The organism is Mycobacterium montefiorense (assembly GCF_025823255.1).
In the GTDB taxonomy this organism is placed as follows: domain Bacteria; phylum Actinomycetota; class Actinomycetes; order Mycobacteriales; family Mycobacteriaceae; genus Mycobacterium; species Mycobacterium montefiorense.
On record NZ_JACKVL010000007.1, the window covers coordinates 192361 to 211528 of the forward strand.

The following is a 19168-nucleotide window of genomic DNA, read 5'->3' on the forward strand; positions in this document are numbered from 1 at the left end:
GCTAGCTCGCCAGGATGTTGACCCCGAAGCCGAACACACCGGGTAGGCGTTCACACGCCGGCACTATCGCAGGTCGCGTCATTCGTGGCGTGCTGGCCAACACGACGGCCCGGGTCAGTAGGCGGTAATTGCGGGTAACCCGGTGCCACGCCGCCTCATATGCCGCCGGTGTGTCATTGACGATGGCGTCGAGGACCGCCCCGGCCTGTTTGACGGCCAGGCTGACTCCTTCGCCGGTCAGCGCGTCCTCGTAGCCCACTAGCAGCACCCGGCCCGCGACGCGGCGCGAGACGACCTGCCGCAGTGGGCCGCAGCCGCGCGCGTGCCCACGGCTCGCGCCCTCGAGGTGGCGGGCCAGCCGCGGAAACCAGCCCAGCTCGGGGCGCCCCTGAGACAGGATCGCCACGCCGACCAGATCCGGCTCGACCGGCGTCACGTACGCCTCTCCCCACCGGGACCAGTACACCTCGACGAACTCCGACCACGCTGGCACCGTGAAATGCCAACGCACGCCGTACCGTCGCGGTTTCCCGGCCGTGGCCTTGATGCCGGCGCACCGCCGTACTGTCGAGTGCAGTCCGTCGGCCCCCACCAAGAACTTCGCTCGGATGCCGGCGGCGGTCACGCCATGCGCGTCCTGCTCGACGCTGGTCACCTTGGTCCGAATCCATTCGGTGTCTTGCTCTTTGGCGCGTGCTTCTAGCGCCGCATGCAGGGTAGTCCGCCGCACACCGCGGCCCGGACCGGCGCGAAACAGGGCCTCGGCGCGGCGCTGCTCGCTGACGTAGGCGATTCCGCGAAACGGCATGCCGGCGGGGTCGACGCCGAGCGACGTCAGTTCGGCGAGGCCCCCGGGCATCAGGCCCTCGCCGCACGCCTTGTCGATCGGATCCTCGCGCGGCTCGGCCACGATCACCGACAGCCCGTGCCTGCGGGCCTGCAATGCCGTGGCGAGCCCACCCGGGCCGCCGCCGACGATCAGCAAGTCGGTGTCGTACCTGCTCATGTGTAGCCCAACGCGGAGTTCTCCACCCGGATGCGCACACTGAGCAGGATCGCGTTGGCGACGGTGAACGTCGCCGCCGTCAGCCACGCCGTGTGTACCAGCGGTAATGCGAACCCTTCGGCCACCACTGCAACATAGTTCGGGTGGTGCAGCCACCGGTAGGGCCCCTGGTTCACCAGGGGCGCCTCCGGCAACACGATCACCCTGGTGTTCCACCGCCGGCCCAGGGTTCGGATGCACCACCAGCGCAGTACCTGACTGGCCGCCGCGATCGCCAGCATCGGCCAGCCCAGCCACGGAATGAACGGCCGGTGCAATGCCCACGGTTCCACCACGCAGCCGACCAGTAGAGCGGTGTGAATGAGGACCATCACGATGTAGTGCGGCCGGCCAAACTCCTTGGCGCCCTGGGTAAGAGACCATTGCGCATTCCGCTTGGACAGCACCAGCTCCGCGACGCGCTCGAGCCCGACCGCCAGAATCAGCAGGTAGTACATGTCACCACTATCTCGCGTATCAGGCTTCCGGGGCTACCAGGCCAGCAGAACGAGCTCGGCGCAGAAAGCCGGACCCATCGCGATCATGAGGCCAAGCGAACCAGCTGATGGCGGATCCGCCAGGTTGGCCGCAAGCACGTCCAGCACCGACACCGACGACAAGTTGCCGTTGTCGCGCAGCGAGTTTCGGGTTCGATCAAGGGCGTTGCCGGGCAGTTCCAGCACTTCTTCGACCGCTTCGATGACCGCGGGCCCACCGGGGTGGCAAACCCACGCCGAGATGTCCTGCGGTGTCAGCCCATGGTCGGCGAGGAACTTGCGGACGTCGTTACCGAGGTATTTCTGCGCGACGTTCACCACGTCGGCCGACAAGACGATCTGGAAGCCCTCACTGCCGATTTTCCAGCCCATAACGTCTTCGGTGTCCGGATACAGCCTGCTCCGGGTGGCCAACACCCTGGGCCCCCTACTTTGGGTGTCCAGGTGGTCGGCGCCGCGCGCGATCACGGCGGCGGCGCCGACGCCGAACAAGCTGGTGGCAACGAGATTGGCTATCGAATGGTCGTTGCGCTGGATCGTCAATGTGCACAGTTCGACGGCCAGCAACGCGGCCACCTGGTCGGGGAAGGCACGCAGATAATCATGCATGCGGGCCACACCTGCCGCGCCTGCCACGCAGCCCAGGCCGAACATTGGGACGCGCTTGACGTCTTCGCGCAGTCCGACCCGCCCCGCCAGTCGCGCCTCGATCGAGGGTACGGCCAGCCCGGTGACGGTCGTCGAGAAGACGATGTCGACGTCCGACGGCTTCACCTTGGCTTCGTCAAGTGCCGTGAGCAGGGCCCGCTCACCCAGATCGAGTGCTACCTCGAGGTAGGCCTCGTTTGCCTCGGTGAAGCCGCTCAGCTGCTCCATTCGATCCATCGACACCGCGAGATGCCGTTGATCGACCCCGCTGGTCATGGCAAAGCGCCGAAAATGTTCGCCAAGGACGCCGCTTAACCTGTCGATGAGCGCGTCTTGCCGGTGATAGTTCTGCGGGAACTCCACGGCAACCGCTGCTACTGACGGATCCGCACTGGCCACGGTCTGCAACGCCAGGCGTGCGGAATTACCCCCCTCTGATGTCCTCCATGCTTTTAGTTACGGTGCCCTAACTCGATTGGTTCAACGGCGTTCTGGTTTAGACGCGCCCCTTGCGGGATAGGGTCAGGGGTATGCGAATTCTGGTCACCGGTGCCAGTGGCTATGTGGGATCGCGTCTGGTCACGGCGTTGCTTGCGAACCAACACCAGGTGGTAGCCGCCACCCGAAACCCCGAGCGGCTCAAGCGCTTCGGTTGGTATGGCCACGTCGCACCGGTCGAACTCGATGCCTGTGACCCCGTGTCGGCGCAGGCGGCGATGGACGCCGCGGGCCCGGTTGACGTGGTCTATTACCTGGTGCACGCGATCGGGCAGCCCGACTTTCGCGACGCCGACCAGGCCTCGGCCGCCAACGTCGCGGCCGCCGCCAGGGATGCCGGGGTGCGGCGCATCGTCTACCTGGGCGGCTTCGTGCCCGCGGGTGGGGAGTTGTCCGACCATCTGGCCAGCCGGGCCGAGGTGGCCGAGGCCCTGACGATCCCCGACGGACCGGAACTGGTGTGGCTGGGGGCGGCGGTGATCATCGGCGCCGGGTCCACGTCGTTCGAGATGATGCGCTACGTCGGCGACCGTTTCCCGCTGATCCCGGCTCCGAGCTGGATGGACAATCCGATCGATCCGATCTCCATTCGCGACGTGCTGCACTACCTGCTCGCGGTGGCGAACCCCGGGCGGGTGCCCGCGGGCGCCTATGACATCTGCGGCCCGGACACCACGTCCTACCGGGACCTGCTCAAGACGTATGCGCGCGTCTCGGGCAGGTGGCACGCCGCATTGCCGGTCGGCAGAGTCGACACTTCGCTGGCGTCGCTGGTCACCGGGCTCGCGCTGCCGGTGCCCATGGGATTGGCCGGCGATCTGGTGGAGTCGCTGGATCACCCGATGGTGGCCTCTGCCAGCGGCCTACGTGGTCGGGTACCCGACCCGCGCGGCGGCCTGCTGAGCGTCGAGGACGCCATCTGCCGGGCATTGACGTCGAACGGCAGCCCCCGGCCCGTCAATGCGCTGGCCGATCCGCATCATCTCGCCGATACCGATCCAGGATGGGCCGGCGGGGACGCCCTGCACATCCGGCGGCTTGCCAGGATGATCACCCCGCCGATCGCACGACCCACCCTGAAGCTGGTCAACATGGTTCCCGGCCCGGTCGCTGGAGCGCTGCGAACCGGCCTCGACATCGTGCTCACCCTCACTCCGAAGGTACGTCCGGCATGAGCCAAGCAACCCGCCCGTACCACACCAGCGTGTACTCCGAACTGCGTCGAGCCGTCACCAATTTTGCTGTGCCACACCATGAACCGCCCTCGGTGGTGCGACGACGCCGCGTCGTCGTCACTCTTACAGTGGTGATCGGCGCTGCGGTGCTTGGCTTTTCGTTGCGGCGTGCGGCCGGCGATTCCAACTTCTATTGGCTGACCCTGGTGTTGGCCGCCGTCTGGTTCGCCGGTGCATTCCTGTCCGGGCCGCTGCATCTGGGCGGTATCAACTGGCGCGGCCGCAATCAGCGCCCGGTGATCAGCGGCACGGCCATCGGCCTGCTGCTCGGCGGTATTTTCGTGCTCGGCGGCCTGGCTGCCCGCGAGATCCCGGCCGTTGCGTCCTTGATCGCCCGGGTGCTGCAGTACGCGCATCAGGGATCGTTTTGGCTGGTCGTGGTGATTACCCTGATTAACGGTGTCGCCGAGGAGGTGTTCTTCCGCGGAGCGTTGTACACCGCGTTGGGTCGCCTTGCGCCAGTGGCGATTTCAACCTTGCTGTACCTGTGCGTGACGTTGGCCAGCGGCAACCCGATGCTCGGCTTTGCCGCAGTCATCCTCGGCACTGTGTGCGCGCTGGAGCGCCGGGCCAGCGGCGGGATCCTGGCTCCGATGCTGACCCACTTTTTCTGGGGCCTGATCATGGTGCTGGTGCTGCCGCCGATGTTCGGCGTCTAGACACGCCGGCTACTCGCTGGTGCCAATCACGTTGCGGGCCAGCGCGGCCAGTGCGACGATGTGCAGCGGCCGCGCCAAGAACCAGTACAGGCGCCCCCGCAGTCCAGCCGGCACAAAGATCGCCCGCTGTGTGTACCTGCTGCCGCCGTCTTGCGGCGTGACCGTCATTTCCAGCCACGCCGTTCCCCGGGTGCGTCTGCGGGAACACAGTCGCAGCGTCGTTCCGGGCTTGCACTCCGCCACCTGCCAACGTGCGTCGTTGTTGGCGGCGTTGCACGCGGCCGCCCAGACTTGTTCGGGGCCTGCGGCTGTCGACGCGATCCGCAGGTCGGTGTAGACGACTTCGCCCGCCCAGTCCGGGTCGCTGGGCAGCGGTTCTGCCGGTTCCCGCTGCAACGAGGGCCGGCCGGCGTCCGGCAGTCCCTGCGCCCCCCGATTGAGTGCCAGCGACACGGCGCGGCGGTAGGGGGTGAGCCCGCCCGGCGGCGGGTCGATGATGGTATCGATGTCCGAATTACCCATCACCGCATCGCATTCCAGCGATTCGATCAGCGGGCGCGCTAAGCCGGATGGAATCGGGGTCACTGTCCCCACCCACAGGCTGGCGATCGACGGTGTCAGAAACGGCAGCACGAAGATGTAGCGCCGATGCAAGCCGGCGACGTCGGCGTAGACCCGCATCATGTCGCCGTACTCCAGCACGTCGGGTCCGCCGATATCCCAGGTGCGTGCTCGCTGTGTGCCGGGCACCTCAGCCGATGCCGCGGCGACCAGGTAGTGCAGCGCGTCGCGAACCGCGATGGGCTGGATCCGGTTGTGTACCCACTTCGGTGTGGTCATCACCGGTAGCCGCTCGGTGAGGTGCCGGATCATCTCGAACGACGCCGACCCCGAGCCGATCACCACACCGGCCTGCAGCACCACCGTCTCGATTCCCGAATCGATCAGCGCTTCACCCACGGCCCGGCGCGACTCGAGGTGTGGCTAGAGCCCGCTGCCTTCGGGATGCAACCCGGACAGGTACACCACCCGCCGCACCCCGGTGCGACGCGCGGCCGTCACGACGTGGCGGACCGAGCGACTCTCCTCGGCGGCGAAATCCTTCGACGTCCCCATCGAGTGGACCAGGTAGTAGACGACGTCCATGTGAGCGAATGCTGCGATCAGCGAGTCAACGTCGGCCAGGTCGCCGCGCGCCACCTCGACCCGCTCGCGCCATGGCACGTCGGCCAACTTGCCCGGGTTTCGCGCCAGGGCGCGCACGCGGTGACCTTCGTCGAGCAAGCGCGGCACCAATCGAGCACCGATGTAGCCGGTCGCACCGGTCACCAGACAGCGCAGCTGTCCCACCATTGAATCCCTCTCTGCATGTCAGTTATTCGCAACTGATGCAAAGAAGGATTGCCGGTTCGGTGGCCGCTAACCGTATTAGCGGTCGGTGAAGTTCGGCGTGCGGTGCTGTTGGAATGCCGTTGCGCCCTCGGCGAAGTCGTGCGATCTCAACAGCGCGGCCTGGCCGTGGAATTCGCGCTCCAGGGCCGCGTCCAATTCGGTCAATGTGGCCGCGTTGATCGAGTCCTTGGTCTTGGCGTAGGCCACGGCGGGACCCGCCAACAACGCCGAGATCACCTTGTCGACCTCCGCGTCGAACTCCTCGGCCGGGTAGACCGCGCTGACCAGGCCCGCGGACAACGCCTCGGCGGCCGGCAACCGCTCCGCCAGGAGTGCCATCCGCATGGCGCGGATCCGGCCGATCGCCGCGGCGACCAACGCCGAGGCGCCGCCGTCGGGCATCAATCCGATCTTGGTGAAGGCAAGCATAAAAAATGCTTTGTCAGAAGCCAATACAACGTCACATGCCAGCGCCAGGGAAACACCGACGCCTGCCGCGGGTCCCTGCACAATCGCGACGACCGGCCGCGGCGATGCGGTGATCGCCCGGATGGCGCGGTTGACCTCCGCGATGATCTCGGTGCCCGGCCCGCCGTTGGCGAGGTCGTCAGCACTCATGCCCGCACCCGAGCAGAAGCCGCGACCCGCGCCGCCCAAGCGCACCACTTTGACGCGCGGATCGGTGGCCGCGCTTTCCATCGCGTCGGCGATCCCGGTCAACACCGGCGCGGTCACCGAGTTCAGGCTGTCCGGCCGGTCAATGGTCACCGACAGCACACCGTCGGAAAGCGTGACGTCAAGACCTGCCACGGATGTCTGTGTGTCGAGCGCGGATTCCGGCATGGGGCCCACCTTAACCACCGGGTAAGCGACCGGGGTGCGCGGCCGTCGAGCGCGGCTGCGAAGATGCCAACGACCGGGTTTACGCGCGTCAGAGCAGACGAAAGGTCGGTGCATCATGGCGGGACCGCTGGGTGGATTACGGGTAGTGGAGCTGGCCGGCATCGGGCCGGGCCCCCATGCCGCAATGATTCTGGGAGATCTGGGTGCCGACGTGGTGCGCATCGATCGCCCATCGTCCGGCCCCGGCGGTGTCGCCAAGGACGCCATGATGCGCAACCGGCGGGTGGTGACCGCCGATCTCAAGTCCGACGAAGGGCGCGAGACCGTCCTCAAACTGATCGCCAAGGCCGACGTGCTGATCGAGGGCTACCGCCCCGGCGTCACCGAGCGACTCGGTCTGGGTCCGCAGGACTGCGCGAAGGTGAACGAGGGGCTGGTCTACGCCCGGATGACCGGCTGGGGTCAGACCGGACCGCGCAGCCAGCAGGCGGGCCACGACATCAACTACATCTCGCTGAACGGCATCTTGCACTCCATCGGCCGGGTGAACGAACGGCCAGTCCCACCGCTGAACCTCGTCGGTGACTTCGGCGGCGGTTCGATGTTCCTGTTGCTTGGCATCCTGTCCGCGCTGTGGGAGCGGCAGAGCTCCGGTAAGGGTCAGGTCGTTGATGCCGCGATGGTGGACGGCTCCAGCGTGCTGGTCCAGATGATGTGGCAGATGCGCGCCTCGGGGATGTGGACCGACGCGCGCGGCACCAACCTGCTCGACGGCGGCGCTCCCTACTACGACACCTACGAGTGCGCCGACGGCCGCTATGTGGCGGTCGGGGCCATCGAGCCGCAGTTCTACGCGGCCATGCTGACCGGGCTGGGCCTGGAAGGCGCCGATCTGCCCGGGCAGAACGACGTCAGCCGCTGGACCGAACTGAGAGCGGTGCTCACCGAAAAGTTCGCCAGTCAAGACCGCGACCACTGGGCCAAGGTGTTCGCCGAGTCCGACGCGTGTGTGACGCCGATCCTCGCGTTCGGCGAGGTGCAGACCGAGCCGCACATCACCGAGCGCAATACCTTTTACGAGGTCAACGGCGGTCTACAACCGCTTCCGGCGCCGCGGTTCTCCCGCACCGCGCCGGGCACACCGCGCCCCGCGGCGCCGGTGACCGACGTCGCGGCTGTGCTCAACGACTGGGTATAGTCCCCAACCAACAAGTTGGTCGGCAAGACTCGAAAGGACTCGCATGGAGATCAAAGACGCCGTCGCCGTCGTCACCGGGGGTGCCTCAGGTCTGGGCCTGGCCACCACCAAGCGACTGCTCGACCGCGGTGCCCAGGTGGTCGTGATCGACCTGCGTGGCGAAGACGCAGTCCGCGAGCTGGGTGAGCGTGCGCGCTTCGTCGAAGCCGACGTCACCGACGAGGCCGCCGTCGGCGCCGCGCTGGACGCCGCGGAGTCGATGGGCACGGTGCGAATCAACGTCAACTGCGCGGGCATCGGCAACGCCATCAAGACGCTGTCCAAGGACGGCCCGTTCCCGCTGGAGCAGTTCAAGAAGGTAGTCGAGGTCAACCTGATCGGTACGTTCAACGTGCTGCGGCTGGCTGCTGAGCGCATCGCCAAGGCCGAGCCGGTCGGCCCCGAAACAAGCCCAGAGCGTGGCGTCATCATCAACACCGCCTCGGTCGCCGCGTTCGAAGGCCAGATCGGCCAGGCTGCCTACTCGGCGTCCAAGGGCGGCGTCGTCGGCATGACACTTCCAATCGCGCGCGACCTGTCGCGCGAGTTCATCCGCGTGGTGACCATCGCGCCGGGGTTGTTCAAGACTCCGCTGCTGGGCTCGTTGCCCGAGGAGGCGCAAGCATCGCTGGGTAAGCAGGTGCCGCACCCGGCCCGGCTGGGTGACCCCGACGAGTACGGCGCGCTGGCCGTGCACATCGTGGAAAACCCGATGCTCAACGGCGAGGTCATCCGCCTCGATGGCGCGATCCGCATGGCGCCTCGCTGAGCGCGACCTAAGGTCCAAACACAAAAACCCCCGCGATGGCGGGGGTTTGTGCTGGCAGAAAGATCAGTGAGATCTACGGAACCAACGGGAGACTTGGGGTTCGGCCATAAGTAGCCGTGCAAGCAAGCTCATGATGGTCAGCTCGCGTTAGGAAGCGGGTGCCAGTCTTCAAGCTGCTCGGAGGTCTCACCTTCCACCAGCACGTCGCCGTGGTAGAGGGCCTCGAAGTCAACCTTGATGACGTCTGCGCTTGAGTCGTCGATCCACATGACACTGAGCCTAAGAGCAACCATTAAGGATTCTTTGAGTCACGATTCGGAAAATGGTGGCAATTTACTCGCCAGTAGGTTCGTCTGAGGTGTAGCGCCGGATTTGGCCCATGAGCGGCTTAGTTACCGCCCACTTTTCTAGCCAGACTCTTACTGTTCGCGAGTTTGAAACCGCATCGAACCAATTGGGCTCGTACCCCGTAGCTCGTGTTGGAATCGTTTGACACCTGTCACTTACCGCGGCTAGGTTGCCGCGCATATGGTGGGCGCCCCCGCGGGACTGCCACCGGGGGAGGAAGCACAGATGCTGCCACGGATCGCTCGGCTGGCCATCGCCGCTCCGCGCCGAATCATCGCGGTCGGGGTGCTGGTTTTCATCGCCGCAGCGGTCTTCGGTATCCCGGTCGCCAAGACCTTGGCCCCCGGCGGTTTCCAGGACCCGAACTCGGAGTCCGCATGCGCCATCGCGGTGCTGGCCGACAAGTTCGGGCAGAGCGGTCAGAAGATGCTGATCCTGGTGACCGCACCCGCGGGCGCCAACAGCGAAGCGGCCCGCAAGGTGGGCACCGATCTCGTCGACCGGCTGCAGCACTCGCCGTTGGTGTACAACGTGACTTCCCCCTGGTCGGCGCCGCCGCAGGCCGCCGCCGACCTGATAAGTAAGGACGGCAAGTCCGGGTTGATCGTGATCAACCTCAAGGGCGGGGAAAACGATGCGCAGAAAAACGCCCAAGCCCTGTCGGATCGGCTGGTGCACGACCGTGACGGCGTCACCGTCCGCGCCGGCGGGTCGGCGATGGAATACGCCCAAATCAACACCCAGAACCAAGACGACCTCTTGGTCATGGAGATGATCGCGCTGCCGCTGAGCTTCCTGGTGTTGGCTTCCTGGTGTTGATCTGGGTGTTCGGTGGGCTGCTGGCGGCGGCGTTGCCGATGGCGCTGGGCGCGCTGGCCGTCGTCGGCTCCATGTCGGTGTTGCGACTCATCACCTACACCACTGAAGTGTCGATCTTCGCGCTGAACCTGAGCACCGCGATGGGCCTGGCACTGGCGATCGACTACACGCTGCTGATCGTCAGCCGCTACCGTGACGAGCTGGCCGAGGGCCGCGACCGGCACGAGGCGCTGATCCGGACCATGGCCACGTCCGGGCGTACGGTGCTGTTTTCCGCGATCACCGTCGCGTTGTCGATGTCGGCCACCGCGCTGTTCCCGATGTACTTCCTTAAGTCGTTCGCCTACGCCGGGGTCGCCACCGTCGCGTTCGTCGCGACCGCATCCATCGTGCTGACCCCGGCCGCGATCGTGCTGCTGGGCCCGCGGCTGGACTCGCTGGACGTGCGCCGGCTGCTGCGACGGATGCTGGGCCGCCCCGATCCCGTGCGCAAGCCGGTTGAGCTGGGGGCACCTCCCGATCTCGGGGGAATGTTCTGGTACCGGTCGAGCAAGTTCGTGATGCGCCACTGGCTGCCGGTCGGTCTGACCGTCGTCGCGCTGCTGGTGCTGCTCGGCCTGCCGTTCCTGCGGGTGACGTGGGGCTTCCCCGATGACCGGGTGCTGCCGCGATCCGCGTCGGCGCACCAGGTCGGCGACCAGATGCGCACCAATTTCGCGCACGATTCCGCGACGTCGGTGCCCGTCGTCATCCCGGATGCGCGCGGCGTCAGCCCGGCGGGCCTCGACGCCTATGCCGCGGCGTTGTCGCGGGTGCCTGACGTGTCGGCGGTATCGGCGCCGAGCGCGACGTTCGTCGGCGGAAACCCGGTCGGGCCGCCCGCGGGAGCCACCGGGCTGGCTGACGGCAGCGCGTTCTTGACCGTCAGCAGCACGGCGCCGCTGTTTTCACCGGCGTTCGACACGCAACTCAGACGTTTGCATCAGGTGCCCGGGCCGGCCGGCCGGCCGCTCGGTTGAGATGGCCGGCGTCGCGCAGGTTAACCGCGACAGTGTCGATGCGGTGATGGATCGACTTCCGGCGGTGCTGGGCGTGATGGCTGTGATCACCTTCATCTTGCTGTTCCTGCTCACCGGCAGCGTGGTGCTGCCGGTGAAGGCGCTGATGTGCAACATGCTCTCGCTGACCGCGGCGTTCGGCGCGCTGGTGTGGATCTTCCAGGACGGCCACCTCGGCGCGTTGGGAACGACGCCGAGCGGCACCCTGGTGGCGAACATGCCGGTGCTGTTGTTCTGCATCGCGTTCGGCTTGTCGATGGACTACGAGGTGTTCCTGCTCTCCCGGATCCGTGAGTACTGGCTGCAGTATCGGCCGGCGAACTCGACCGCCAAACCGGCGCACGCCGCCAACGACGAGGCGGTGGCGCACGGCGTGGCGCGCACCGGCCGGGTGATCACCGCGGCCGCGCTGGTCATGTCGATGTCGTTCGCCGCGCTGATCGCCGCGCACGTGTCGTTCATGCGCATGTTCGGTCTCGGCCTGACGCTGGCCGTGTTCGCCGACGCGACCCTGGTGCGGATGGTCGTGGTCCCGGCATTCATGCATGTGATGGGCCGCTGGAACTGGTGGGCGCCCAAGCCGTTGGTGTGGCTGCACGAACGATTCGGCATCAGCGAGGAACCGGCCGAACGCGCCTTGCCGATTGAGCCGATCACGATCCCGGTGCAGCACAATGGGCACCCGATTGCCGAGCCGGTGACGAAAATCGGTTGAATAGGGCTCACGCCGCGTTGCGGTATCGATAGCCATGTTGCGGATCGTCAGTCACGGGCGTCGCGGAGCTTTATGCTGAGGTCCGTTGTGAGTCAGATAGGTGGGGGAATGACAGCAGCGGCGACAGCGACGCTTGACAACCCGTTTTTCGCGCGTGTGTGGCCGGTCGCGGCCGCTCACGAAGCCCCGGCGGTTCGGGCCCTGCGACGGGAGAACCTAGCCGGCTTGTCGGGCCGGGTGCTGGAAGTCGGTGCGGGTGTCGGAACGAATTTTCCGAACTACCCCGCTTCCGTCGAGCAGGTAATTGCCGTGGAGCCCGAGTGCCGACTGGCGGTCCGCGCCCGCGCTGCCGCCCTCGCGGCGCCTGTTCCGATTGTCTTGACCAACGAGACCGTGGAGGGGTTCAGCGGCGGGGAGTCGTTCGACGCGGTGGTGTGCTCGCTGGTGCTGTGCTCGGTGCGCGACCCCGCGGCGGTGCTGCGGCGGCTGTACGCCTTGCTGCGGCCGGGCGGGGAGTTGCGCTTTCTTGAGCACGTGGCCAGCCCCGGTATCCGGGGCCGGCTGCAACGGTTTGCCGATGCGACGGTGTGGCCGCGGTTCCTGGGTAACTGCCACACCCATCGCGATACCGAACGCGCGATCGTCGACGCCGGATTCGAGGTGCACACGTCCCGGCGGGAGTGGACGCTGCCCGCCTGGTCGCCCATGCCGGTGTCGGAGCTGCTGCTGGGGCGCGCGCGCCGGGGAGTTACTTAAGCAGAGCCGGCAGCCGCTGTAGCAACCCCGGCAACGCCTGACTCGCCGACTCGCGGATGCTGATGGTGGCGCTGCCGGACAGCGGCGTGGGCTCGGGATTGACCTCGATCACGACGGTGCCGCGCGACACCGCAAGATCGGCGAGGCCAGCGGCCGGATAGACGATCGCCGAGGTCCCCACCACCACCATCACGTCGGCCGCCTGGGTCGCCTCGACCGCCTGCTGCCAGGGTCCTTCGGGCAGCTGCTCGCCGAACCAAACGATGTCGGGCCGGATCAGGCCGCCGCACTCCGGGCACAGCGGCGGTTGCACCTCGAGTGCCGGTTCGGGCATCTCGGGCAGAGTCTCGCTGTAAGCTATATCGCAACTCGCACAACGGAATTCGAAAAGGCTGCCGTGTAGATGGTGCACGGGCGCACTGCCTGCGCGTTCGTGCAAGTCGTCGACGTTCTGGGTGATGACGCTGACGTCGGCGTAGTCTTGCCACGCGGCGATGGCCCGGTGCCCGTCATTAGGTTCGACGGTGCCCACCAGATAATGCCGCCACAAATACCAGCCCCACACCCGCTCGGGATTGTCGAGCCAGCCCTGGGTGCTGGACAGCTCGTAGGGGTCGAAACGGGCCCACAATCCGTTCTTGTCGTCGCGAAATGTTGGCACCCCGCTCTCTGCGGAGATCCCCGCGCCGCTAAGCACCGTCACTCGCATGCCCACAAACATAGCGGTGGTTGGGTAATACTGGATACGTGGAGCTGGGCGAATGGCTACGGGTCGACCTCAAGGGCGGCCGGCCGTTGTTCGACCAGCTCCGGACGCAGGTCATCGATGGTGTGCGAGAAGGCGCTTTGGCGCCCGGCAGCCGTTTGCCCACGGTCCGCGACCTGGCCGGGCAACTCGGAGTGGCCGTCAATACAGTGGCGCGTGCATATCGTGAGCTAGAGACTGCGGCCATTGTCGAAACCCGTGGTCGCTTCGGCACTTTCATTGCCCGCTACGACCCGACCGACGCGGCGATGGCGGCCGCGGCCCGCGAGTACGTCCATGTCGCGCGCGGACTCGGGCTGGGGAAGGCAGATGCGCTGCGCTACATCGAGGCGGTGCCCGACGAGGATCCGCGCTAGCCGAATTCGAGCAGCGTTAGGCATGGCCGCAGCGCTCTGAAAACACGGGCGCGATAGATCATCGACACCGCGGCGTTGAAGGCGCGACCGCGTCCCGGTGGTAGCCGCAAATCGTGCACCGCCCGGACACCCGGCACGCTGTGCACCAGGTCAGCCACCTGGGCAACCGACAGGCTGAACGGCAACGGCGGCCCCTTGTAGCGTCGCGAGGTTCGCGTGCCGCGCCGGCTCACCCGGGACACCCAAGTGGGGGGCAGGTCGAACATCATCGCGCCGCCGGGAAATCTTTTGGCGCACTGGGTAATCAACCCCATCGACTGCTCGGGTTGTAGATACATCAGCAGCCCCTCGGCGGTGATTAACACGCCGTCGGCCGGGTCCACCGAGTCCATCCAGCTGTAGTCCAGGGCCGACTGCGCGCACACCGACACCCGCGGCGAGGTCGGCAGCAGCCGGGCTCGAACATCGACAACCTCGGGTAAATCGACTGTCAGCCAACGGAATTGAGCGTCCGGAAGGACAGCATCCAGCCGCCAGAAACTGGTTTGCAGGCCCTCGGCCAACGCAGCGACCGTGGCAGTCGGGCGCGCAGCCAGATAAGACGCGGTCTGGGTGTCGAAGAGCCGTGCGCGCAGCGCGATGTCCTGGCGCGGCCTGCCGAACTTCGCGAAGTCGTAGTCGATCGAATCGGCCAGCGCGATCGCCGTCGGATCGACGATCAGGGGTTCGGGGCGGCGTGCTTCTTGTGCCCGCGCATTCAGCGTCAGCAGGGCGGTCTCGGAAACGCCGTCCAGGGAGACCTTGTCTTTCTCGGGATCTTGAGCGGGAGCCATCGAGCCAAACCTTACCGATGTTTGCCCGTGGACATCAGCGCAGCAGTTTGGCCAGAGTGCGCAGGTTGCGTGTCGTGGTCGACGACTTGTACCGCGCCTTGCCCATCGTCTTGCCGATCGTGCTGTCCAGCGTGCTGCCCTTGGGCACCTGCCAGTAGATGACGCCGTCGCCGCGGCTGATCTTCTCGTCGGGGCCGGCTTTATCGGCCAGCGCGGCGAGCTCTTCGAGCACCGCGGCGCCACCGTCTGGTGCGGCGACGAACGTGACATAGGACTGATAGCCGTCGACCTCGGGCTCGAACGGGTAGGCGTCGAGGATGGCGCGCACCGCCTCGACGTCATAGGCCAGCACCCACGCGTCGTAACCGAACCTCTCGCGCAAGGTGGCCTCGGCCTTCTTGCGCACCCCGGCCGTCTTGGCCGACGACTCCAGCGCCACGTTGCCACTGGCCAGGATGGTGCGCACGGCTGTGAACCCCGCGTCGGTGAGGGCCGCCGTGACTTCGGCCATTTTGAGATTGATGCCGCCGACGTTGACGCCGCGCAGGAACAGGGCGTACTTGATCATCATCCGATTGCACCAGAACGACGTAGTCTCTGGGGATGGGACGCCAAGTCTTCGACGACAAGCTGCTGGCACTGATTAGACGACAAGCTGCTGGCACTGATTAAAGGGAACTCCCTCGGGGTGCTGGCCACGATCAAGCGCGACGGGCGGCCGCAACTGTCAAACGTGAGCTATCACTTCGACCCGCGTGAGTTGGTGATTCGGGTATCGATCACCGAGCCGCGGGCCAAAACTCGCAATCTGCGCCGGGACCCGCGGGCTTCGGTGCTAGTCGACTCCGACGACGGCTGGTCCTATGCCGTCGCCGAGGGCACGGCGGAACTGACGCCCCCGGCCGCCGCGCCCGACGACGACACCGTCGAAGCGCTGATTGCGTTGTATCGCAACATCGCCGGTGAGCATCCGGATTGGGACGAGTACCGCGACGCGATGGTCACCGATCGGCGAGTGGTGCTGACGCTGCCGATCTCCCACCTCTATGGCATGCCTCCGGGCAAGCGGTAGTCGGGCTAGGCTTGCCGGTATGGCTGAATCGAACTCCAAGCAGGACGCTTCGGGGGCAGAGGACGAGAACAAGCGCAAGTTTCGCGAGGCCCTGGAACGCAAGATGTCCAACTCTGCGGGCGGATCCGACCACAAAGATGGTGGCGGCAAGCAGTCTCGCGCGCATGGAGCCGCGGGCAGCCGTCGGGAATTCCGTCGCAAGAGCGGCGGCTAAACCCGTTGGTATAACCGGCTTTTCGGCTAGCTTTGGCGCGAGCGCAATAGGCTGACCGAAGGGTCTGCTTGGCCCGGCTTTCCACGCAGGCTTCCCCGGGTGCTGGGATGCTCGAAGTCGAGCTGAGACGGATCGTTTTGGTATGCCCAATCCGCGATGATCGTGCGCTGGAGGAACTTCCAGCGGCCGTCGTGGCGGATGTAGGTGTCCAGGTACCGGCCGCCGATGACGACGTCGATGTCGTGTTCTGGACCGGCGAAGGTGTGAAACACCAGGCAGTAGATCTCGCCGCGGGCGCCGTCCCCCTCGACTACGAAGTTCGTGGTGGTGATGTTGTGTTGGGAGACACGTACATACGGCTCCGCCGCCTGTAGCTGCGCGATGAACTGTTCGACGCCGCCCGACGAGAATGAGCCGTGCGCGTCGGTCGCCTCGGGGTGGTAGAGGCTGCGAAGCGTTTCATAGTCGGCACGGTCGACGGCCCGGCAATAGGCGGCGACGAGCGCGTGCAGTTCGTCGCGGTCCAGCATCAGTGCCAATTTGGCCTCGTCTACCACCAGGTCACGATAACTCGGCGGTTATCCGCTGGTCGCTACCGCCTTTCCGGTAGGTAGTCTGTCGATCACATAGGTCATCGGTCTTTGGGTGTTCAGCGGAAGGTTGGTCGTTGACAGTGAAACTTTGGCTCGCTCAAGATCCAGAGGCCGACGCGCTGCTGGACAAGGATCCGCTGGCCCTGCTCATCGGGATGGTTCTCGATCAGCAGGTGCCTTTCGAGACCGCCTTCTCGGGGCCGAAGAAGATCGCGGACCGCATCGGCAGCTTCGATGCAGCTGAGATCGCCGCATACGACCCCGACAAGTTCGCTGCCCTGTGCTCGGAAAAGCCTGCGATACACCGCTTTCCGGGATCAATGGCCAAACGTATCCAGACCTTGGCCCAGATCGTCGTGGATCGCTACGACGGCGACGCCGCCGGGTTGTGGACCGCCGGCGACCCCGACGGCAGCGAGCTGCTGCGGCGAATCAAGTCGCTGCCCGGTTTCGGCGAGGTGAAGGCGCAGATCTTCCTGGCATTGCTGGGTAAGCAGTACGGCGTCACACCGAAAGGCTGGCGCGCGGCCGCTGGGCAGTTCGGCAAGGCCGGCACCCACATCTCCGTTGCCGACATCGTCGACGCCCAATCGATGGGTGAAGTGCGTTCATACAAGAAGCAGATGAAAGCGGCAGCCAAGGCGGCTAAGTAGTAGGTCACCAGAAGGGAAGGGCGGCAACGTGAAGACACACCTAACGTGTCCGTGCGGAGAAGCCATCGTCGGCAAAGATGAGGACGAGCTGGTCGAGCTGACTCAGTCTCACCTGTCCAGCTTTCATCCGGGTCTGGAATACGACCGCGACGCAATTCCGTTCATGGCGTACCGACTAACACCCCCGCACATAGGCGAGCGCGCGTGCCGTGCGGGACACGCGCGCTCGCGCTAGGGGAGGGGTTGGTTGGCTTCTAGGGCACCACGGTCGAGCCGATGGTGGGCAGGAACTGGCACTGCTTCTCTTTGGTCGTGACCTGACCGAAGATCGTCGACATGATGCTGCCCGAACCCGTGTCGGCGATTCCGGTCAATGTCGTCGGCCCCTCGGGATTGATGTCGGTGCGTGGCTTGAGCGTCAAGGTGCCCGACTTGCCGGTGGTCAGGTTCACCCAGGTGACATTCAGCGGCAGCTTCTGCACCTCGGCCGGTCCGGGTGTGCCGACCGCGGTGAACACGTAGGCGGTCTGGCCGGCCTGCGGGCCTGGCAGCGGAATTGTGGCCGGGCCGGCCACCGACAGTGCGGCAGCTATCGCGCTACTGCCGTCCGCGAGGCAATTGCTGCCGATCGAGGGATACATGAAGTCTTGCGTAATCGGGGCGCCGGGGCCGAAATCCGGACCCGCCGCCGCGGGGGCGCCCGGTGCCGGAGCCGGGTTTGGTGCTGGTGCGGGTGCAGCGGCCGGGGCGGGGTCCGGGCCCGGGACGGGCGCAGCTGCCGGTGCGGCTACCGGAGGAAGTGCCGCGTCCGGTGCGGACGGGGCGTGGCCGGGTGCCGCACCCGGAGCGATCCCGTGGGGTGCCGGTGCGGCAGGCGGCGTGGCCGCCGGCGGATTAGCCGCAGGAGCGGCAATCGGGGCCGGACCCGCGGCACGTGCCGGGTCGATGCCCGTCGGCAGATGTGCCTGGGCCCCCGGTACGACGCCGACCGCGGGCACGTGCTCGGCCGGCGCGGCGCCCGGCGCCGGAGCCGGCGCGCCCGGAATCGGGGCGCCCGGCTCCTGTACGAACTGGTTCACCGTCGCGGCCACATTCTTCGATTCGGTGGGCGCGGACGGGTTGTGGGCGAACGCTTGCGCGGCGGCCATCAGCAGTTGGGTCGCTTGGCCGGGGTCGCTTGCCGCTTGCTGGATGATCGGGCTCAACTGCGACAACGCGGGCAGGCCCGGTAGCCCCTGGGCGGGGCTGGGTTGCGGCGGTGTCGGCTGCGGTGCCGCCGGGTCGGCGGCCGCGTTCGGGCAGAGCCCGAACGCGGCAGCCGATGCCACGACGACAGCGGCGAAACCTCTGGACAGATTCCAAGTGCTTGCCACGATGTCCTCCGGTCCTTCGGTGGTGGGTTAGCCGTTTAGCAGACTGATCAGGGCAGGGCCGAGAACAGCGACGGAGCCGGCGCGGCTGCGGCGGGTGCGGCCGGCGTCCCCGGGACGGCGCCCGTGGCCAGTGCCGGCAGGTCGCCCGGAAGCGACAGTTTCGGCGGCACACTCAGCGGCAGGCCGGGCAGGCCGGGCAGGCTGGGCAGCGCCGGCATGTTGACATTCGCCACCTGGGACAGCGGTGACGTGGCCGGCGCGGCGGCGGCAGGTGCCGTCGGCGTCGACAAGCCCGGGATCATCGAGCCCAGCCCGGGGATTCCGGAACTCGCCGGAGCGGCGGGGGCCGCCGGTGTCGACTGCGCCAGTCCGGGGATCGAGCCCAGTCCGGGGATTGTCGGGCTGGCCGCCGTGGGGGCGGTCGGCGCGGTTGCGGCCGGCGTGAGTCCCGGAATGGACGGGATACCCGCCGGGGCAGCCGCCGCGGGCTGTGCGGCCGAGGCCAGGCCCGGGAAGGTGATGCCGGGCTGGGCCGGCGCGGCCGGCGGCTGAGCGCCGAGCGCGGTGGCGAGGTTTTGCAGAATCTGCGGAGCGTTGGCCGCCGAGGCGATCAGCTGCTGCGGGATGTTCTGCACCGGGTCGGGCATCGCCGGCACCGGGTCGGCGTGGGCGATACCGCCGGTGAGTAGGGCGGCGGACGAACCGACGACGACGGCGGCGGCTTTCGCGTAAGTCCAGATGGTTGGCATTGCTCCCCCAAGGGATCGACAACAGGTGACAGGCCCAAAA

The 19168-nt window shown here is 66.8% G+C and carries 20 protein-coding genes and 3 pseudogenes; 11 read left to right on the forward strand and 12 right to left on the reverse strand.

What is annotated here, in order from left to right; all coding sequences use genetic code 11:
• Position 1 precedes the first annotated feature (1 nt).
• From H7K34_RS05545 to H7K34_RS05555, 3 genes are read right to left on the reverse strand one after another with little or no spacing between them, the layout of a single operon-like run.
• The gene (locus H7K34_RS05545; protein WP_264060798.1) at positions 2-1006 is read right to left on the reverse strand and encodes an NAD(P)/FAD-dependent oxidoreductase; all 1005 of its coding nucleotides are present in this window, start codon (positions 1004-1006) and stop codon (positions 2-4) included.
• Positions 1003-1503, reverse strand: coding sequence for an isoprenylcysteine carboxyl methyltransferase family protein (locus tag H7K34_RS05550; protein ID WP_264060799.1), 501 nt, complete (start codon positions 1501-1503; stop codon positions 1003-1005). The genes H7K34_RS05545 and H7K34_RS05550 overlap by 4 nt, the downstream gene beginning before the upstream one ends.
• A gap of 33 nt (positions 1504-1536) precedes the next feature.
• Positions 1537-2589, reverse strand: a complete 1053-nt coding sequence (locus tag H7K34_RS05555) for a type III polyketide synthase (protein WP_264060800.1) — start codon at positions 2587-2589, stop codon at positions 1537-1539.
• A 131-nt stretch (positions 2590-2720) separates the two neighbouring features.
• Here H7K34_RS05555 and H7K34_RS05560 point away from each other — a divergent pair, with 131 nt between their 5' ends.
• On the forward strand, positions 2721-3863 hold the full coding sequence (locus tag H7K34_RS05560) for an NAD(P)H-binding protein (RefSeq protein ID WP_264060801.1): 1143 nt from the start codon (positions 2721-2723) through the stop codon (positions 3861-3863).
• A complete protein-coding gene (locus H7K34_RS05565) occupies positions 3860-4582 on the forward strand; it encodes a CPBP family intramembrane glutamic endopeptidase (protein ID WP_264060802.1) in 723 nt (240 codons plus the stop codon). Before H7K34_RS05560 ends, H7K34_RS05565 begins: the two co-directional genes overlap by 4 nt.
• Positions 4583-4591: 9 nt before the next feature.
• On the opposite strand, the pseudogene H7K34_RS05570 reads toward H7K34_RS05565, so the two are convergent.
• Both H7K34_RS05570 and H7K34_RS05575 read right to left on the reverse strand, forming a co-directional pair.
• A pseudogene (locus H7K34_RS05570) lies at positions 4592-5935 on the reverse strand (DUF2867 domain-containing protein).
• Positions 5936-6010: 75 nt separating this feature from the next.
• Positions 6011-6817 (reverse strand): enoyl-CoA hydratase, encoded by an 807-nt coding sequence (locus H7K34_RS05575; RefSeq protein WP_264060803.1) that lies wholly within the window; start codon positions 6815-6817, stop codon positions 6011-6013.
• A 115-nt stretch (positions 6818-6932) separates the two neighbouring features.
• Here H7K34_RS05575 and H7K34_RS05580 point away from each other — a divergent pair, with 115 nt between their 5' ends.
• Both H7K34_RS05580 and H7K34_RS05585 read left to right on the forward strand, forming a co-directional pair.
• Positions 6933-8015 carry a CaiB/BaiF CoA transferase family protein gene (locus H7K34_RS05580; protein WP_264060804.1) on the forward strand — a complete coding sequence of 361 codons (1083 nt, stop codon included), beginning with the start codon at positions 6933-6935 and terminating at the stop codon, positions 8013-8015.
• A 43-nt stretch (positions 8016-8058) separates the two neighbouring features.
• Positions 8059-8823 (forward strand): 3-hydroxyacyl-CoA dehydrogenase, encoded by a 765-nt coding sequence (locus H7K34_RS05585; protein ID WP_264060805.1) that lies wholly within the window; start codon positions 8059-8061, stop codon positions 8821-8823.
• A gap of 137 nt (positions 8824-8960) precedes the next feature.
• On the opposite strand, the gene H7K34_RS05590 is transcribed toward H7K34_RS05585, so the two are convergent.
• The gene (locus H7K34_RS05590; RefSeq protein WP_108924594.1) at positions 8961-9092 is read right to left on the reverse strand and encodes a hypothetical protein; all 132 of its coding nucleotides are present in this window, start codon (positions 9090-9092) and stop codon (positions 8961-8963) included.
• Between the two features lie 304 nt (positions 9093-9396).
• Between H7K34_RS05590 and H7K34_RS05595 the strand changes: the two are divergent.
• Both H7K34_RS05595 and H7K34_RS05600 read left to right on the forward strand, forming a co-directional pair.
• Positions 9397-11763: pseudogene (locus H7K34_RS05595) on the forward strand (MMPL family transporter).
• 108 nt (positions 11764-11871) lie between these two features.
• The gene (locus H7K34_RS05600) at positions 11872-12519 is read left to right on the forward strand and encodes a class I SAM-dependent methyltransferase (protein WP_264060806.1); all 648 of its coding nucleotides are present in this window, start codon (positions 11872-11874) and stop codon (positions 12517-12519) included.
• On the opposite strand, the gene H7K34_RS05605 is transcribed toward H7K34_RS05600, so the two are convergent.
• Positions 12512-13228: an SIR2 family NAD-dependent protein deacylase gene (locus H7K34_RS05605; RefSeq protein ID WP_264060807.1), complete on the reverse strand. Its 717-nt coding sequence runs from the start codon at positions 13226-13228 to the stop codon at positions 12512-12514. The two genes, H7K34_RS05600 and H7K34_RS05605, sit on opposite strands and share 8 nt — an antisense overlap.
• A gap of 38 nt (positions 13229-13266) precedes the next feature.
• Here H7K34_RS05605 and H7K34_RS05610 point away from each other — a divergent pair, with 38 nt between their 5' ends.
• Entirely contained in the window at positions 13267-13641 is a 375-nt protein-coding gene (locus H7K34_RS05610; protein WP_264060976.1) for a GntR family transcriptional regulator, read from the forward strand.
• Here the strand turns inward: H7K34_RS05610 and H7K34_RS05615 are convergent.
• Both H7K34_RS05615 and H7K34_RS05620 read right to left on the reverse strand, forming a co-directional pair.
• Positions 13638-14474: a class I SAM-dependent methyltransferase gene (locus H7K34_RS05615; RefSeq protein WP_264060808.1), complete on the reverse strand. Its 837-nt coding sequence runs from the start codon at positions 14472-14474 to the stop codon at positions 13638-13640. The genes H7K34_RS05610 and H7K34_RS05615 overlap by 4 nt on opposite strands.
• Before the next feature lie 34 nt (positions 14475-14508).
• The gene (locus tag H7K34_RS05620) at positions 14509-15042 is read right to left on the reverse strand and encodes a DUF1697 domain-containing protein (RefSeq protein ID WP_264060809.1); all 534 of its coding nucleotides are present in this window, start codon (positions 15040-15042) and stop codon (positions 14509-14511) included.
• A gap of 87 nt (positions 15043-15129) precedes the next feature.
• On the opposite strand from H7K34_RS05620, the gene H7K34_RS05625 reads away from it, so the two are divergent.
• Both H7K34_RS05625 and H7K34_RS05630 read left to right on the forward strand, forming a co-directional pair.
• Complete coding sequence (locus tag H7K34_RS05625; RefSeq protein ID WP_264060977.1) at positions 15130-15546, forward strand: PPOX class F420-dependent oxidoreductase; 417 nt, start codon at positions 15130-15132, stop codon at positions 15544-15546.
• A 19-nt stretch (positions 15547-15565) separates the two neighbouring features.
• Positions 15566-15760, forward strand: coding sequence for a DUF5302 domain-containing protein (locus H7K34_RS05630; protein WP_108924548.1), 195 nt, complete (start codon positions 15566-15568; stop codon positions 15758-15760).
• A 26-nt stretch (positions 15761-15786) separates the two neighbouring features.
• Here H7K34_RS05630 and H7K34_RS05635 read toward each other — a convergent pair whose 3' ends face one another.
• Positions 15787-16320 (reverse strand): nuclear transport factor 2 family protein, encoded by a 534-nt coding sequence (locus H7K34_RS05635; protein WP_308203150.1) that lies wholly within the window; start codon positions 16318-16320, stop codon positions 15787-15789.
• Positions 16321-16433: 113 nt separating this feature from the next.
• Between H7K34_RS05635 and H7K34_RS05640 the strand changes: the two genes are divergently transcribed.
• Together H7K34_RS05640 and H7K34_RS05645 are read left to right on the forward strand one after the other, a co-directional pair.
• Positions 16434-17006 carry an HhH-GPD-type base excision DNA repair protein gene (locus tag H7K34_RS05640; protein WP_264060978.1) on the forward strand — a complete coding sequence of 191 codons (573 nt, stop codon included), beginning with the start codon at positions 16434-16436 and terminating at the stop codon, positions 17004-17006.
• A gap of 28 nt (positions 17007-17034) precedes the next feature.
• Positions 17035-17178 (forward strand): annotated as a pseudogene (locus H7K34_RS05645) (DUF1059 domain-containing protein); the annotation flags it as partial.
• An 82-nt stretch (positions 17179-17260) separates the two neighbouring features.
• Here the strand turns inward: H7K34_RS05645 and H7K34_RS05650 are convergent.
• Complete coding sequence (locus tag H7K34_RS05650) at positions 17261-18379, reverse strand: Rv1157c family protein (RefSeq protein WP_264060811.1); 1119 nt, start codon at positions 18377-18379, stop codon at positions 17261-17263.
• Positions 18380-18426: 47 nt separating this feature from the next.
• Positions 18427-19128: a hypothetical protein gene (locus tag H7K34_RS05655; RefSeq protein ID WP_264060812.1), complete on the reverse strand. Its 702-nt coding sequence runs from the start codon at positions 19126-19128 to the stop codon at positions 18427-18429.
• Positions 19129-19168: the final 40 nt, after the last annotated feature.

Bases quoted from the DNA above. Each gene is read 5' to 3' on its own strand.
- H7K34_RS05565 (WP_264060802.1), top strand. From the start codon at position 3,860: ATGAGCCAAGCAACCCGCCCGTACCACACCAGCGTGTACTCCGAACTG.
- H7K34_RS05605 (WP_264060807.1), bottom strand. From the start codon at position 13,228: ATGCGAGTGACGGTGCTTAGCGGCGCGGGGATCTCCGCAGAGAGCGGG.
- H7K34_RS05600 (WP_264060806.1), top strand. From the start codon at position 11,872: ATGACAGCAGCGGCGACAGCGACGCTTGACAACCCGTTTTTCGCGCGT.
- H7K34_RS05575 (WP_264060803.1), bottom strand. From the start codon at position 6,817: ATGCCGGAATCCGCGCTCGACACACAGACATCCGTGGCAGGTCTTGAC.
- H7K34_RS05590 (WP_108924594.1), bottom strand. From the start codon at position 9,092: ATGTGGATCGACGACTCAAGCGCAGACGTCATCAAGGTTGACTTCGAG.
- H7K34_RS05545 (WP_264060798.1), bottom strand. From the start codon at position 1,006: ATGAGCAGGTACGACACCGACTTGCTGATCGTCGGCGGCGGCCCGGGT.
- H7K34_RS05620 (WP_264060809.1), bottom strand. From the start codon at position 15,042: ATGATCAAGTACGCCCTGTTCCTGCGCGGCGTCAACGTCGGCGGCATC.
- H7K34_RS05615 (WP_264060808.1), bottom strand. From the start codon at position 14,474: ATGGCTCCCGCTCAAGATCCCGAGAAAGACAAGGTCTCCCTGGACGGC.
- H7K34_RS05585 (WP_264060805.1), top strand. From the start codon at position 8,059: ATGGAGATCAAAGACGCCGTCGCCGTCGTCACCGGGGGTGCCTCAGGT.
- H7K34_RS05630 (WP_108924548.1), top strand. From the start codon at position 15,566: ATGGCTGAATCGAACTCCAAGCAGGACGCTTCGGGGGCAGAGGACGAG.
- H7K34_RS05550 (WP_264060799.1), bottom strand. From the start codon at position 1,503: ATGTACTACCTGCTGATTCTGGCGGTCGGGCTCGAGCGCGTCGCGGAG.
- H7K34_RS05580 (WP_264060804.1), top strand. From the start codon at position 6,933: ATGGCGGGACCGCTGGGTGGATTACGGGTAGTGGAGCTGGCCGGCATC.
- H7K34_RS05560 (WP_264060801.1), top strand. From the start codon at position 2,721: ATGCGAATTCTGGTCACCGGTGCCAGTGGCTATGTGGGATCGCGTCTG.
- H7K34_RS05655 (WP_264060812.1), bottom strand. From the start codon at position 19,128: ATGCCAACCATCTGGACTTACGCGAAAGCCGCCGCCGTCGTCGTCGGT.